Annotated in this window: 16 protein-coding genes; 3 read left to right on the top strand and 13 right to left on the bottom strand. The window is 67.4% G+C overall.

Annotation, left to right across the window (positions count from 1 at the left end):
- Positions 1-25: 25 nt before the first annotated feature.
- The 7 genes from ACTDI4_RS08365 to aroC all read right to left on the bottom strand — a co-directional run bounded on the left by ACTDI4_RS08365 (position 26) and on the right by aroC (position 7,114).
- Positions 26-304 (bottom strand): hypothetical protein, encoded by a 279-nt coding sequence (locus ACTDI4_RS08365; protein WP_442840712.1) that lies wholly within the window; start codon positions 302-304, stop codon positions 26-28.
- Positions 305-488: 184 nt separating this feature from the next.
- The gene (dxs, locus tag ACTDI4_RS08360) at positions 489-2,402 is read right to left on the bottom strand and encodes a 1-deoxy-D-xylulose-5-phosphate synthase (RefSeq protein ID WP_442840711.1); all 1,914 of its coding nucleotides are present in this window, start codon (positions 2,400-2,402) and stop codon (positions 489-491) included.
- Positions 2,403-2,516: 114 nt separating this feature from the next.
- A complete protein-coding gene (locus ACTDI4_RS08355) occupies positions 2,517-3,437 on the bottom strand; it encodes a pirin family protein (protein ID WP_442840710.1) in 921 nt (306 codons plus the stop codon).
- 109 nt (positions 3,438-3,546) lie between these two features.
- Entirely contained in the window at positions 3,547-3,798 is a 252-nt protein-coding gene (locus tag ACTDI4_RS08350) for an exodeoxyribonuclease VII small subunit (RefSeq protein WP_442840709.1), read from the bottom strand.
- Between the two features lie 3 nt (positions 3,799-3,801).
- On the bottom strand, positions 3,802-4,728 hold the full coding sequence (locus ACTDI4_RS08345; protein ID WP_442843301.1) for a histone deacetylase family protein: 927 nt from the start codon (positions 4,726-4,728) through the stop codon (positions 3,802-3,804).
- Between the two features lie 84 nt (positions 4,729-4,812).
- Positions 4,813-5,907: a 3,4-dihydroxy-2-butanone-4-phosphate synthase gene (ribB, locus tag ACTDI4_RS08340; RefSeq protein ID WP_442840708.1), complete on the bottom strand. Its 1,095-nt coding sequence runs from the start codon at positions 5,905-5,907 to the stop codon at positions 4,813-4,815.
- Positions 5,908-6,016: 109 nt separating this feature from the next.
- A complete protein-coding gene (gene aroC, locus ACTDI4_RS08335; protein ID WP_442840707.1) occupies positions 6,017-7,114 on the bottom strand; it encodes a chorismate synthase in 1,098 nt (365 codons plus the stop codon).
- Between the two features lie 244 nt (positions 7,115-7,358).
- On the opposite strand from aroC, the gene ACTDI4_RS08330 reads away from it, so the two are divergent.
- On the top strand, positions 7,359-7,607 hold the full coding sequence (locus tag ACTDI4_RS08330) for a DUF1344 domain-containing protein (RefSeq protein WP_442840706.1): 249 nt from the start codon (positions 7,359-7,361) through the stop codon (positions 7,605-7,607).
- A gap of 13 nt (positions 7,608-7,620) precedes the next feature.
- Here the strand turns inward: ACTDI4_RS08330 and ACTDI4_RS08325 are convergent, their stop codons facing one another.
- The 4 genes from ACTDI4_RS08325 to ACTDI4_RS08310 all read right to left on the bottom strand — a co-directional run bounded on the left by ACTDI4_RS08325 (position 7,621) and on the right by ACTDI4_RS08310 (position 10,744).
- Complete coding sequence (locus ACTDI4_RS08325) at positions 7,621-8,208, bottom strand: histidine phosphatase family protein (RefSeq protein ID WP_442840705.1); 588 nt, start codon at positions 8,206-8,208, stop codon at positions 7,621-7,623.
- Between the two features lie 50 nt (positions 8,209-8,258).
- A complete protein-coding gene (gene fabI, locus ACTDI4_RS08320) occupies positions 8,259-9,077 on the bottom strand; it encodes an enoyl-ACP reductase FabI (protein WP_442840704.1) in 819 nt (272 codons plus the stop codon).
- 125 nt (positions 9,078-9,202) lie between these two features.
- A complete protein-coding gene (locus ACTDI4_RS08315) occupies positions 9,203-10,165 on the bottom strand; it encodes a DnaJ C-terminal domain-containing protein (RefSeq protein WP_442840703.1) in 963 nt (320 codons plus the stop codon).
- Between the two features lie 120 nt (positions 10,166-10,285).
- Positions 10,286-10,744 carry an RT0821/Lpp0805 family surface protein gene (locus ACTDI4_RS08310; RefSeq protein WP_442840702.1) on the bottom strand — a complete coding sequence of 153 codons (459 nt, stop codon included), beginning with the start codon at positions 10,742-10,744 and terminating at the stop codon, positions 10,286-10,288.
- Between the two features lie 105 nt (positions 10,745-10,849).
- Between ACTDI4_RS08310 and pdxH the strand changes: the two genes are divergently transcribed.
- A complete protein-coding gene (gene pdxH / locus ACTDI4_RS08305; protein ID WP_442840701.1) occupies positions 10,850-11,467 on the top strand; it encodes a pyridoxamine 5'-phosphate oxidase in 618 nt (205 codons plus the stop codon).
- Between the two features lie 25 nt (positions 11,468-11,492).
- Here the strand turns inward: pdxH and ACTDI4_RS08300 are convergent, their stop codons facing one another.
- Positions 11,493-12,242: a crotonase/enoyl-CoA hydratase family protein gene (locus ACTDI4_RS08300; protein WP_442840700.1), complete on the bottom strand. Its 750-nt coding sequence runs from the start codon at positions 12,240-12,242 to the stop codon at positions 11,493-11,495.
- A gap of 21 nt (positions 12,243-12,263) precedes the next feature.
- Positions 12,264-14,039 (bottom strand): acyl-CoA dehydrogenase, encoded by a 1,776-nt coding sequence (locus ACTDI4_RS08295; RefSeq protein ID WP_442840699.1) that lies wholly within the window; start codon positions 14,037-14,039, stop codon positions 12,264-12,266.
- A 176-nt stretch (positions 14,040-14,215) separates the two neighbouring features.
- Between ACTDI4_RS08295 and ACTDI4_RS08290 the strand changes: the two genes are divergently transcribed.
- Positions 14,216-14,458: a hypothetical protein gene (locus ACTDI4_RS08290; protein WP_442840698.1), complete on the top strand. Its 243-nt coding sequence runs from the start codon at positions 14,216-14,218 to the stop codon at positions 14,456-14,458.
- Positions 14,459-14,483 lie beyond the last annotated feature (25 nt).

Below are 14,483 nucleotides of genomic sequence, written 5' to 3'. Positions count from 1 at the left end.
CAACGCAACAGTCCGGATAACGGCGTCAGTAGATGCCGTGCGACCGCGGCCGCTCCACCGCCGGCACCAGGCCGTCGGCCACGGCTTCCTCGGCCGGGCGGCGGGGTGCCTGCGTCGTCCTCGGCGCAGGCGGGGCCGGACGGACGAAGGACGGCTGCTCGGCGAAGGCAAGGCCGCCGCGCAGATCGCCAATCCTGGCCGCGACGATTCCCGCCGCCGCCTTTTCCAGCGCGCGGTCGTAGCCGGTCTCGGTCGCGCCGGCCGGCAGCGCGCCGGCAAAGGCGCACGCGCCAAGAAGCGCCACACCGACAGAAATTCTGATTGCCCGTCCCGTCATGGGATTGCGTTAGCAGGCGGGCGATTGAGAAACGGCCAAGAAAGACGGTAAGCGAAACGCCAAATACCAGCGTAAACAGCAGGTTATCGACGGCGGCCGAGAAAGCGATTCCGACAGTTCACATGACGAATCAGGCCGTTGAAGCTGTGATTCAGGCGCGCTGCGCCTGCACGGAACGCCCCAGGGCCGCAAAGACGGTGCGCACGATGCCGGCCGAATCGAGCCCGGCGTCGACATACATCTTCTCGGGCTTGGCATGATCGCTGAATTCGTCGGGCAGCACCAGCGGTCGCACCTTCAGCCCGTTCTCCAGCAGTCCCTCGTGGGCGAGGAAATGCAGCACCTGCGACGCGAAGCCGCCGACTGCGCCCTCCTCCACCGTCACCAGCACCTCGTGCTCGCGCGCCAGCCGGCGCACCAGATCGTGATCCAGCGGCTTGGCAAAGCGCGCGTCGGCCACCGTGGCGGACAGGCCCGCCGCGCCCAGTTCCTCGGCGGCCAGCAGGCAGTCGTGAAGCCTTGTGCCGAAAGAAAGCAGCGCGACGCGCGTGCCTTGCCTGACGACGCGGCCCTTGCCGATCTCCAGCACCGAGCCGCGCTCGGGCAGGTTGACGCCCACCCCGTTGCCGCGCGGATAGCGGAAGGAGATCGGGCCTTCGTCATACTCGGCCGCCGTGCGCACCATGTGGCGCAGTTCCGCCTCGTCGCCGGCGGCCATCACCACGAAGCCCGGCAGGGAGGCGAGATAGCCGATGTCGAAGGCGCCGCAATGGGTCGCTCCGTCGGCGCCGACGAAGCCGGCCCGGTCGATGGGAAAGCGCACCGGCAGCTTCTGGATCGCCACGTCGTGCACCACCTGGTCGTAGGCGCGCTGCAGGAAGGTGGAATAGATGGTGGCGAAGGGCTTGTAGCCTTCGGTGGCCAACCCAGCCGCGAAGGTGACGGCATGCTGCTCGGCGATGCCGACATCGAAGGTGCGCGTGGGAAAGGCCTTGCCGAACAGGTCGAGCCCGGTGCCCGACGGCATGGCGGCGGTGACGGCGACGATGCGCTCGTCCTCCTGCGCCTCGCGGATCAGGCTTTCGGCGAAGACGGTGGTGTAGCTCGGCGCATTGGCGGGCGCCTTGGCCTGCGCGCCGGTGATGACGTCGAACTTGTTGACGCCGTGATACTTGTCGGCGGCGGCCTCGGCCGGGGCGTAGCCCTTGCCCTTCTGCGTCACCACATGGATCAGCACCGGGCCGCGGCCGTTGTCGCGCACGTTCTTCAGCACCGGCACGAGGTGCTCCAGATTGTGCCCGTCGATCGGGCCGATATGGAAGAAGCCCATCTCCTCGAACAGCGTGCCGCCGGTGACGTAGCCGCGCGCGTGCTCCACCGCGCGGGTGATGGCGCGGTCGGCGCGGCGGCCGAGCGTGGAGGTCAGCTTCTTACCGATGTCGCGCAGGCCGAGATAGGTGCGACCGGAAGCCAGCCGCGCCAGATAGGCGCTCATGGCCCCGGTCGGCGGCGCGATCGACATGTCGTTGTCGTTGAGGATGACGATGAGGCGCGCGCCGAGCGAGCCCGCATTGTTCAGCGCCTCATAGGCCATGCCAGCCGAAAGGGCGCCGTCGCCGATCACGGCGATCACGTTGTTGCGGCCCCCGGCAAGGTCGCGCGCCACCGCCATGCCGAGCCCGGCCGAGATGGAAGTGGAGGAGTGCGCGGCGCCGAAGGGATCGTATTCGCTCTCGGCCCGCCTGGTGAAGCCGGAAAGCCCGCCCTCCTGCCTGAGCGTGCGGATGCGGTCGCGGCGGCCGGTGAGGATCTTGTGCGGATAGGCCTGGTGGCCGACGTCCCAGATGATGCGGTCGTCGGGGGTATCGAACACATAGTGCAGAGCCAGCGTCAACTCCACCACGCCCAGCCCTGCGCCAAGATGCCCGCCGGTCTGCGAGACGGCGTCGATCAGCTCGGCGCGCAACTCGCATGCAAGCTGCGGCAGGTCGCGCTCGGCGAGCTTGCGCAGGTCGGAGGGGACGCGAACCTTGTCGAGGAGCGGCGTCTGAAGCTTCGCATTCATGTCGGTGATCTGCTTAATGCCAATGTCCGGCCGCCGCAATAGGACGGCGCCCGCAGAAAGTAAACGCGCCCAGCGGTCGCGCTTCGACCTCGGGCGGTGGCGGCCCTTTCACGCTCAGCCTTCCGGCAGCGGCACGAACTCCTCTTCGTCGCCCGGCACGATGTCGAAGCGGCCGGTCTTCCATTCGTTCTTGGCCTGCTCGATCCGTTCCTTCGAGGAGGAGACGAAGTTCCACCAGATGTAGCGCCGCGACCCCAGCGAAGCCCCGCCGAACAGCATGAAATGCGCGCCGGCCTCCGAGGACACGACGATCTCGTCGCCCGGCTTGAACACCAGGAGCCGCGCCGGCGGGAATCTGTCGCCCGATATGGCGACCTCGCCGTCCAGCGTGTAGATGGCGCGCTCCTCGGCATCTGCCGGTATCTTGACCCGCGCGCCGGGCGCCAGGCGGATGTCTGCGTAGAGCGTGTCGGACGCGACGCGCACCGGCGAATGCAGGCCGGAAAAGGAGCCGATGATGATGCGGCCCTTCACCCCTTCGGCGTCGATCGTCGGCAGGTCGGCGCGCGCCGTGTTCTCGAAGACGGGCGCGACCTCCTCCTTGCCGTCGGGCAGGGCCAGCCATGTCTGCAGGCCGGAAATGGACATGGGCGCGCCGCGCAGTTCCTCCGGCGTGCGCTCGGAATGAACGATGCCGCGCCCGGCCGTCATCAGGTTCACATCGCCGGGCTCGATCACCATCTCGGTGCCGAGCGAATCGCGGTGCCTGATCTTGCCGTCGAACAGGTAGGTGACGGTGGCAAGGCCGATATGCGGGTGCGGACGGACGTCCAGCCCCTGTCCCGCGCGCAGGATGGCCGGCCCCATCTGGTCGAAGAAGATGAAGGGGCCGACGAGGCGCCGGCGCGCCGTGGGCAGCGCGCGACGGACCTGGAAGCCGTCGATGTCGCGCGCATTGGGCACCACCATCAGCTCGATCTGGTCGCAGGCCGCGGCATTGCCGAGGACGGGATCGTTTCCGGGGAAGAAGGACATGGCACTGCTCCGTTCAGGACGAGTTGGCGAAACCTACGCCTCAAACCAGCCAGAACAAAGCGATGGCGCCATGACGGACCGTTCACCGCGGCGGACCGACGAAACCGGGTCACTCCCCGTCGAGCGGTTCGGTGCCGACAGGTTTGCCGTCGCGCGCCAGGCGGATCTTCTCCACCTTGTCCTCGGCCGCCTTGAGCAGGCGGTCGCAATGGACCTTCAGCGCCTCGCCGCGCTCATAGATGCGGATCGACTGGTCGAGCGGCACGTCGCCACGCTCCAGGTCGTCGACGATCTTCTCCAGCGCCTCCAGCGCCTGCTCGAAGCTCATCGCCTTGACGTCTTCGTTGGTCTGGCCTTCCATTCGCTATCCTTTCATCAGCCGGCCGACATGGGCGGCGACCGAAAATGCCAATCCGTGCAGGTCGTAGCCGCCTTCCAGCAGGCTGACGAGCCGGCCGTTCGCGTGACGGGCGGCACGCTCCATCAGCTTGCCGGTCGCCCAGTCGAAATCGTCCTCTTCGAGGTTGATCTCGGCCAACGGGTCGCGATGATGCGCATCGAAGCCGGCCGAGACGATGACCAGATCCGGCGCGAAGGCATCGAGCGCCGGCAGCACGCGGGAGGAAAAGGCCTCGCGGAACAGGTCGCTGCCGGTGTTGGGCGAAAGCGGCGCGTTGACGATGTTGCCCGCGCCGGTCTCGTCCTTGGCGCCGGTGCCGGGATAGAGCGGCATCTGATGCGTGGAGCAATAGAGCACGGATGCGTCGTCCCAGAAGATGTCCTGCGTGCCGTTGCCGTGGTGCACGTCCCAATCGACGATGGCGACGCGTTCGGCACCGTGTTTCTTCTGGGCGTGGCGGGCGGCGATCGCGGCGTTGTTGAACAGGCAGAAGCCCATTGCCCTGGTCTTTTCCGCGTGGTGGCCGGGCGGCCGCGAAGCCACGAAGACATTGTCGGCGCGACCCTCGAAAACGTCATCGACCGCCGCATTGGCCGCGCCTATGGCGGTCAACGCCGCCTGCCAGCTTTTCGGGCTGGCGACGGTGTCGGCGTCGATCCTCGTCATCCCGCTTTCGGGAATGGCGGCGCGCACATGCGCCAGATGGCTTTGCGGATGCGCATAGAGGATCGTGGCCTCGTCGCCCAGCGGCGCCTCGACGCGGTCGAGCGCCGAAAACGCCTCGTCGTCCAGCACGCGCTCTATGGCGCGCAGCCGGTCCGGCCGCTCGGGATGGCCGGTCGGCGTGATGTGCTCCAGATAGACCGGATGGGTGTAGAGGCGGGTGACCATGCCCCGATATAGGCGCATGCGGCCGGTTTGGCCATGTTTCGTGCCGATGGCCGGCCGCTGTTCAACAGGAGATCGGCGCGCCGCCTACAATATCTCGGTGCTGGCGATGTGGATGCCAAAACCCTCGAGGCCGACATAGTGGCGCTCGCGCGAGGCGATGAGGCTGATGGAGGAAATGCCGAGGTCGCGCAATATCTGCGCGCCGAGCCCGATCTCGCGCCACTCGTTCTCGCGGCGCCGCGCCTCCTCGTGGTCCTCGCCGGCAACGGGCCGGTGGCGCTCCTGATGGGCGACGCCGACCGAGCCCTCGCGCAGATAGACGATGACGCCGCGCCGGCGCTCGCCCATCTCCTTCATGATGTCGTCCAGCCGGTGGCGGGTGCCGAACACGTCGGACACGACATCCTCCGAATGCAGGCGCACGGGCACGTCGACCCCATCGCGGATGTCGCCGAAGACGACGGCCAGATGGTGCATCACATCCCACGGCAGCGTGTAGGTGAAGGCCTTGGCCTTGCCGCCGGGCGTTTCGATGTCGGTGCAGGCGACGCGCTCGATCAGCTTTTCCTGGCGCTGGCGGTAGGCGATGAGATCGGCGACGGAAACCTGCTTCAGCCCGTGTTCGGCAGCGAAGGCGGCGACCTGCGGCCCGCGCATGACCGTGCCGTCGTCGTTGACCAGTTCGGAGATCACGCCGACCGGCGGCAGGCCGGCCAGCTTGCACAGGTCCACGGCCGCCTCGGTGTGGCCGGAGCGCATCAGCACCCCGCCCTCGCGCGCCACCAGCGGGAAGATGTGGCCCGGACGCACGAAATCGAACGGCCCGACATTGCCGTTGGCAAGGTTGCGCACGGTAAGCGTGCGGTCGTCGGCAGAGATGCCGGTGGTGGTGCCGTGCTTGAAATCGACGCTGACGGTGAAAGCCGTGGTGTGGGCCGAATCGTTCTCGGCCACCATGGGCGCCAGGTTCAGCCGGTGCGTGTCCTCGCGCGTCATCGGGGCGCAGACGATGCCCGAGGTATGGCGCACGATGAAGGCCATCTTCTCCGGCGTGCAGTGAACGGCGGCGACGATCAGGTCGCCCTCGTTCTCGCGCCCGTCGTCGTCCATGACGACGACGATCTCGCCGCGCTCGAAGGCGCGGATGGCTTCGACGATCTTCTTCTGGTCGTAGGACATGGATCAGCCGTGAATTGTGAAATGGGGAACGGGGAACAGTGAACGGGGAATGGCGGCCATCGGCCGGCCGGCTTGGACTGCATCGATCATAAGACTGTCATCCTTCCATTCACCGCCCCGTCTGACCCCGATGGCGCAGATAGTGGTCGGCGATGGCGCAGGCCACCATGGCCTCGCCGATCGGCACGGCGCGGATGCCGACGCAGGGGTCGTGCCGGCCCTTGGTCACCACGTCCACGTCCTTGCCGTCCTTGTCGACGGAGCGCCGCGGCGTCAGGATCGACGAGGTCGGCTTCACCGCGAAGCGCGCGACGACGGGCTGCCCGGTCGAAATACCGCCCAGTATGCCGCCGGCATTGTTGGACAGGAACACCGGCTTGCCGTCATTGCCCATGCGCATCTCGTCGGCGTTCCTGTCGCCGGTTATGCGGGCGGCCTCGAAGCCGTTGCCGATCTCCACGCCCTTCACCGCATTGATCGACATCAGGTTCGAGGCGATGTCCTGGTCGAGCTTGGCATAGATCGGCGCGCCCAGACCCGCCGGCACGCCCTCGGCCATGATCTCGATCACCGCGCCGACGGAGTTGCCGGCCTTGCGGATGCCGTCGAGATAGTCGGCGAACATTGCCACGGAGGCGGGATCGGGCGTGAAAAAGGGATTTTCGGCGTCGTCGACGAAATTCCAGTTCCAGTTGGCGCGGTCGATGGCCTTCTCGCCCATCGAAACCAGCGCGCCGCGCACCACCAGCCCCGGCACCACCTTGCGGGCAAGCGCGCCGGCGGCCACGCGCGCAGCCGTCTCGCGGGCGGAGGAACGGCCGCCGCCGCGATGGTCGCGCAGGCCGTATTTCATCTCGTAGGCATAGTCGGCGTGGCCCGGCCGGTACTGGCGGGCGATCTCGCCATAGTCCTTGGAGCGCTGGTCGACATTCTCGATCATCATCGACACCGGCGTGCCGGTGGTGACCATGGTCTCGCCATCCTCGTCCAGGATGAAACCGGACAGCACCTTCACCTCGTCCGGCTCGCGGCGCTGGGTGACGAAGCGCGACTGGCCCGGACGACGGCGGTCCAGCTCGTGCTGGATCTCGGCGCGGGTGAAGCGGATGCCCGGCGGGCAGCCGTCCACCACGCAGCCCAGCGCCGCGCCATGGCTCTCGCCCCAGGTGGTGACACGGAAGAGATGGCCGAAAGTGTTGTGCGACATAGAAAAACGGTCCCTGCCGGCACGGGCCGGACGAAGCGGGGTTCTATTGGCCTTCGCGGCCATGGTCAAATGCCATTCGCCGGCCGCCCGTGTCCAGCCGTCATGCAATGTGTGCGCAAGAGTGCGCAAGACGGGCCCCGGCGGAATAGTTTTGACACATTCGGCTGGTTTCTGCTCTCTTGCCACGCCATCGAGCGCGGCCGCCAGCGCGTGCCGCGTGCATACCGAACCCGAGAGGACGACCATGCGTATCCTGACCGGCGCCGTTTTCGCCACATTGCTGAGCGCGACCGCCGCCCTGGCCGGCCAAACGGAAGGCCACATCAAGAAGATCGACAAAGATACGATGACGATGACGCTGGACGACGGCAAGTCCTACAAGCTCAACGCCGAGATGGATGTCGACGCGCTGAAGCCGGGCATGGACGTGGTCATCGCCTATGACGTGACCGACGGCCAGAACATCGTCACCGACATGGAACTGCCGGACTGAGCGGCGGGCCCTACTATAGCCACTCCAGGCGACCCTGCCGCAGCCGCAGCACCTTGTCCTGCGGCACGTCGAGCATGGCTGCCATGCCCTTGGGCATTTCTTCCACCAGCCGGAACAGGGCGCGGATGACGCCGCCATGCGTCACGCACACGGTGGGCACGCTCAACTCCTCGAAGAAGGGGCGAACCCTTTCCAGCAGCATCTGGTAGCTTTCGGCCCCGACGCCCGGCGGACGGAAATCCCATTTGTCGAACTCGCGCGCACGCTCGGCGCCGGGAACGCGGCTTTCCAGTTCGGCGAAGGTGAAACCCTGCCAGTCGCCGAAATTCAGCTCCACCAGGCGGTCGTCCGTGCGGTAGTCGGCGGGGTCCAGGCCCATTGCGGCGCGCGCCAGTTCCATCGTCCGGCGTGTGCGCAGCATGGGGCTGGCGACGAAATCGAAATCCGCCGGCGCGGCGATCAGTCCGGCCAGACGGCGCCCGTTCTGCTCGGCCTGCCGGCGGCCCAGCGCGTTTAGCGGGGTGTCGGCCTGGCCCTGAAGCCGCTCCTCGGCGTTCCAGTCGGTCTGGCCGTGGCGCACGAAATAGACAAGCGGGGGCATGGCGATGCAGCGGCTTCCGGAAGATGCACGGCCGAGGCCGGCCTTGCGCCTCAATCCTTGACGACGGAGATGTCCGGTGCGTCCACCGCCTTCATGCCGACCACATGGTATCCCGAATCGACATGATGCACCTCGCCGGTGACGCCGCGCGACAGGTCGGACAGGAAGTAGAGACCCGAATCGCCCACTTCCTCGGGCGTGACAGTGCGCTTGAGCGGCGCGTTGTATTCGTTCCACTTCAGGATGTAGCGGAAATCGCCGATGCCGGAGGCGGCCAGCGTCTTGATCGGGCCGGCGGAGATGGCATTGACGCGGATGCCCTTGCCGCCGAGGTCGACGGCCAGGTAGCGCACGCTGGCCTCCAGCGCAGCCTTGGCCACGCCCATGACATTGTAGTGCGGCATCACCTTCTCGGCGCCGTAGTAGGTCAGCGTCAGCAGCGAGCCGCCGTCGGGCATCAGCGCTTCGGCGCGCTTGGCGATGGTGGTGAAGGAATAGACGGAAATGTCCATCGTGCGCAGGAAATTGTCGCGCGTGGTCTCGACATAGCGGCCGTCGAGTTCCTCCTTGTCTGAGAAGGCGATGGCGTGGACCAGGAAGTCGATCTTGCCCCATCTGCCGGCTACGTCGGCGAAGACCGCGTCGAGGCTTTCCGGGTCGGTCACGTCGCAATGGCCCGCGACATGGGCGCCCAGTTCCGCCGCCAGCGGCTCCACGCGCTTCCTGAACGCCTCGCCCTGATAGGTCAGCGCGATCTCCGCGCCATGGTCCACGCACGCCTTGGCGATGCCATAGGCGATCGAGCGATTGTTCGCCACGCCCAGGATAAGGCCGCGCTTGCCGGCCATCAGGCCCTGTCCACCCGCCATGTGAACGCTCTCCGCTTGATTGTCCGCTTCGTCGTGCCTATCGCACAGGCACACAAAGCCTTCAAGCTTCAAACGGTTGAATGCGCTTCCGGGAGCCAGCGGCAGGGCATGTCCGGGCCCTCGCGTCAGCCTTTCTTTCGCATCAGCGCTTCAAGATCGGCGTCGCCGCCCTGCGGCAGCATGATGCGCACATGGACGTAGAGATCGCCGTGGCCGCCGGCCTTCAGCGGCAGGCCGCGGCCCTTGATGCGCAGCACCTTGTCGGACGACGACCATGCCGGCACGTTGACCGCCAGCCGGCCGGTCGGCGTTTCCACCGGCATCTTGGCGCCCAGCACGGCGTCGTGCAGCGGCACGTCGAGGTCCACATGCAGGTCGCGGCCCTCCAGCCGGTAGCGCGGATGCGCGCGCAACCTTATCTTGACCAGCGCATCGCCCGGCTCGCCGCCGAGGGGCGACGGCCCGCCCTGCCCTCGCAGGCGGATGGTCTGGCCGTCCTCGACATAGGCCGGCAGCTTGACGGCGATCCTGCGCCCGTCCGGGAACATGGCCGTCACCTTCGGCGCGGTGGCCGCCTCCTCGACGCTGACGTCCAGCGTGACGTTGAGGTCGGTGCCGGCGGGCGCGGAGCGGCCACGGCCCCCCATGCCGCCGCCCCCCGCGCCCTGCTGCTGGGCGAAAGCGTCGCCGAAGATTTGGCTGAAGATGTCGCTGGCGCCGTCGAACGGATCGCCGCCGGGCCGGCCGCCGCCGCTGGTGCGGAACTCGAAATGCGTGGCGCCGGGGCCACCCCGCTGCTGGCGGAAGCCGGCGAAGGGGTCGCCCCCCTGCGCGCCCTGGAAGCCTTCGAAGCCCTGGAAGCGCGGCTTGCCCTCGGCGTCGATCTCGCCGCGGTCGAAGGCCGCGCGGCTCTTCTCGTCGCCAAGTATCTCGTAAGCCTGGTTGGCGGCGGCGAAGCGGTCCTTGGCCTTGGGATCGTTCGGGTTCTGGTCCGGATGGTGCTTCTTGGCGAGCTTCCGGAAGGCCGACTTGATCTCCTTGGCCGAGGCGGTCTTCGACACGCCCAGCACTTCATAGGGGTCGCGCATATATCCTGCCTGCTAGAAGATGAATTTCACAATCGCCTTCTATATGAGACGGCATAGGAAGAAATTCCAGTGCCCCCGGATGCGGCAAGGCGGGTTCCCGCAAGGACGGCAGAAGGGAAATCAGAGCGCGCCGAAATTGTCCAGCCGCCAGTCGCCGGCCTCGGTCATGCAGGCCTGCCCGCGAAACATGGCCACGCCGTCGAAGCGCTCGCGCGAGACCTCGAAGGCGCGGCAGAAACGGCCCTTGCCGCCCGACTGGACGAGACCGGTCACGGAGCCGCGCGAGCCGGTCTCCGGATTGGCCCAAGGCAGCGGCTTTCCGGCAAGCTCCTCCAGGTCGGCAGAGGAGACGGCGTTGCGAATCGTGGCCTGATCGGACGCCATCTCGGTGTCGGCCGGCCCGGCCGCCGCAGTGCCCGGGGCCGCCGGGATCGAGCCCGTCAGGATCGAGCGGTCGACCTCCGCCTTTTCCAGCGAAAAGCCGCCCATGCCGCAGGCGCCGAGGAGGATGGCGGGCGCGCAGACGGCCGCCAGCCGCAGGCAGGACGAACCGAAAAGTCGCCCTGGCCGGCTGTACACGGCGCCGTCCAACCGCTTCAATGCGGCAGGGTCGCCTCGATCGAACATTTGCGCGGCGCGTGACAACCGGCAAATCTCCCAGGCCAGTGACGGAATTGATAAATTATGAGCGAAACCGGGTTAACAACAAATGACTTTACCGAGGCGGCCGAGCCTTTTGTGCTTTTTAAGCAATGGCTTGAGGACGCTTCCAAAAGCGAGCCGAACGACCCGAACGCAGTCGCCCTGGCAAGCGTGGACGCCGACGGGCTGCCGGACGTGCGCATGGTGCTCCTGAAAGGCTTCGACGAGCACGGCTTCGTCTTCTACACCAATTTCGAGAGCGCCAAGGGCCGCGAGATCCTGGGCAGCATGAAGGCGGCCATGTGTTTCCACTGGAAGTCGCTGCGCCGGCAGGTGCGCGTGCGCGGGCCGGTCGAGGTGGTCAGCGACGCCGAGGCCGACGCCTACTACGCTTCGCGCCCGCGCGGCAGCCGGATCGGCGCCTGGGCCTCGAAGCAGTCGCGGCCGCTGGAAAGCCGGTTCGCGCTGGAAAAGGCGGTGGCCGAATACACGGCCCGCTACGCGATCGGCGACATACCGCGCCCGAAGCACTGGTCGGGCTTCCGCATCATGCCTTCGTCGATCGAGTTCTGGCACGACCGGCCGTTCCGCCTGCACGACCGCGTCGTCTTCTCCCGCAGGGACGACAGCGGATGGGACAAGACGCGGCTTTATCCCTGAATCCCTGCTTCTGCGCCTCATCGGCCTATTTCTTCCGCTCCATGAAGGCCATGAGCGCCGCCCTCGCCTCGTCGGATTTGAGCCGCTCCCGAAACAGCGCCGTCTCCTCCTCGATGCGCGCTAGCAGCGGCTCGCGCGGGCCGCGCATCAGGTCGCGCGCGATGCGCAGCGCCTGGGGCGGCTTGGCCGCGATCTGCGCGGCGGCGGCCAGCACCGCCGCCTCCAGCCCGCCTTCCTCCACCACCTGATGGATCAGGCCGGCGGCCTGGGCCTGCTCGGCCGAAAGCCCCTCGCCCAGCGCCAGCAGCGCGAAGGCGCCCTGGCGGCCGAGCACCTGCGGCACCAGCAGGCTGGAGCCGGCCTCCGGCACCAGGCCGAGATCGACGAAAGGCGTGCGGAACACGGTGCGCGGGGTGGCGAAGGTGAGGTCGCAATGCAGGTTGAGCGTGGTGCCGATGCCCACCGCGATGCCGTCGACGCCCGAGACCATGGGCTTTTGCGACCTGGCCAGCGCGAGCAGGAACTCCCACACCTCCGAGCCGCCCTCGCCGCCCGTCGCCACGGCAAGGAAATCGGTGAGGTCGTTGCCGGCCGAGAAGGCGCCCGGCACGCCGAGGAAGACATGCACCCGCACGGCGGGGTCGGCGTCGCCCGCAGCGAGCGCTTCCGACATCTTGCCGTACATGGCGCGCGTCAGCGCGTTCTTCTTGTCCGGCCGGTTCATGCGGATGACCTGCACCGCGTCCCGGCGCTCGATGAGGATGTGGTCGGTCACTGCGGCTCCTTTTCGGGACGATCAGGGAGAGACGAGCGCCTTGCCCGCCGCCAGCAGGCTTGCCGCGCCGCCGATGACGCGCGCCTTCAGGGCCAGCGCCTCGACAAGGATGTTTTCCGCATAGAAGCGGCAAAGCCCCGCCCGGCCTCCCGACGCGTCGGCCAGTGCGCCGCGCACCAGATAGGCGCCGCCGGCACAGAGCGAGATCAGCCGCAGATACGGCGTGGCGCCGGCCAGCGCCTGTTCGGTCTCGCCCTTGGCCGCCAGGTCCTGCAGGAAGCGCGTCGCCTCCGAAAGCTCGTCCAGCGCCTGGTCGAGCAGGTCGGCGCTGTTGCCCAGGCCGGCCGTGTTTGAGCTGCGCGCCGCCCCCGCCATCGCGACCAGTTCGTCGATATAGGCGTGCACATGCTCGCCCTCGCCCAGCGGCAGTTTGCGGGTGACGAGGTCGATGGCCTGGATGCCGTTGGTGCCCTCGTAGATCGGGGCGATGCGGGCGTCGCGATAGAAGGCGGCCGCGCCCGTCTCCTCGATGAAGCCCATGCCGCCATGCACCTGAACGCCCAGCGAAGCCACTTCTACGCCGACATCGGTGGAAAAGGCCTTGGCAAGCGGGGTGAGCAGGTTTGCGCGCTCCTGCCAGTGGCGGGCCTCGTCGCTTTCGGAGACGCGGGCCATGTCGATGGCATGGGCGCAGGAATAGGCAATCGACCGCGCCGCCTCGGTCAGCGCCTGCATGGTCAGAAGGTTGCGCTGCACGTCCGGGTGGTGGACGATCGGCGCCATGCCCTGGCCGGTATAGGAGGCAGCCTTGCCCTGCCGACGCTCGTTGGCATAGGCCAGCGCCTTCTGGAAGGCGGCCTCGGCGATCGCCACGCCCTGCATGCCCACGGCGAGGCGGGCATTGTTCATCATGGTGAACATGCAGGCGAGCCCGCGGTTTTCCTCGCCGATCAGCCAGCCGACCGCGCCGGGCTCGGCCCCGCCGAAACCGTCGCCGTAGATCATGGTGCAGGTGGGCGAACCGTGGATGCCGAGCTTCTCCTCGAGGCCGGAGCAGAACACGTCGTTGCGGGCGCCGAGCGAACCGTCCGCGTTGACGAGGAATTTCGGCACCAGAAACAGCGAGATGCCGCGCGTGCCGGCCGGCGCGTCGGGCAGGCGCGCCAGCACCAGATGCACGATGTTGTCGGTGAAGTCGTGCTCGCCATAGGTGATGAAAATCTTCTGGCCGAAGATGCGATAGGTGCCGTCGCCGGCCGGTTGGGCACGGGCGCGCAACGCGGCGAGGTCCGAGCCCGCCTGCGGCTCGGTCAGGTTCATGGTGCCCATCCATTCGCCGGACACCAGCTTTTCCAGATAGGTGCGCTTCAATTCCCCCGAGGCGTGCTTTTCCAGCGCCTCGACCGCACCCATGGTCAAGGTCGGGCCGATGCCGAAGGCCATGGAGGCCGAATTCCACATCTCCAGCACGCCGACCGAAAGCATCATGGGCAGCGCCTGCCCGCCAAATTCCTCCGGTCCGGTCAGCGCGTTCCAGCCGCCCTCGATCCAGCGGCGATAGAGGTCCTTCCAGCCGGGAGGGGTGGTGACGGCGGCGTCCTTCAGCACGGCGCCCGCCTGGTCGCCCGCCTTGTAGAGGGGTGCCACCTCCTCGGCGGCGAAGCGGCCGGCCTCCTGCAGGATGGCGTCGACAAGGTCCTCGCCGAGATCGCCGAAGCGTCCCGAGCGTAGCGCCTCGCGCAGCCCCGCGACATGCTTCAGCGTGAAAGCGATCCGATCGACGGGTGCCTTGTACATGCCGCATCTCCCTGACCTGTCCGACGACTGTCGATACGTCGGCTGGCACGCCGCGTAAAGCGCGCGAGCTTCGCAATTCGGCGCTTCACCTTTTACGTAAGGGTCAAATTTTGTCACGCGGATTTTGCGTCGCGGCCAAGCTGCGCTAAAGGAAAAGAAGGAGACAGGAGATCGCGATGCTGGCCCGCCCCGACATATATCGCTGCGTCGAATGCGGCCTGCCCTACCGGGCCGAAGGCTTTTGCTATTATGAGGGCCTGCTCGAGAACGGCCCCGCCTATTGGTCGGACAGGGGCATATTGTGCTCGCCGCAATGCTCGCTCGCCCACCACCGCAGACGCGTGGCCGAAGGCACGCTGGGGGACCATCCGGCGCCCGACCCGTTCGAGATCGTCATGCAGAAGGGTCGACAGGACTAAGAGGGCTGGAGCCTCCCGAAAGGCG

It is taken from the genome of Mesorhizobium sp. PUT5 (assembly GCF_052216645.1).
GTDB lineage: Bacteria > Pseudomonadota > Alphaproteobacteria > Rhizobiales > Rhizobiaceae > Mesorhizobium.
The sequence above is the reverse complement of the archived record's forward strand: the minus strand, read 5'-3'. Positions and strand labels throughout refer to the sequence as shown.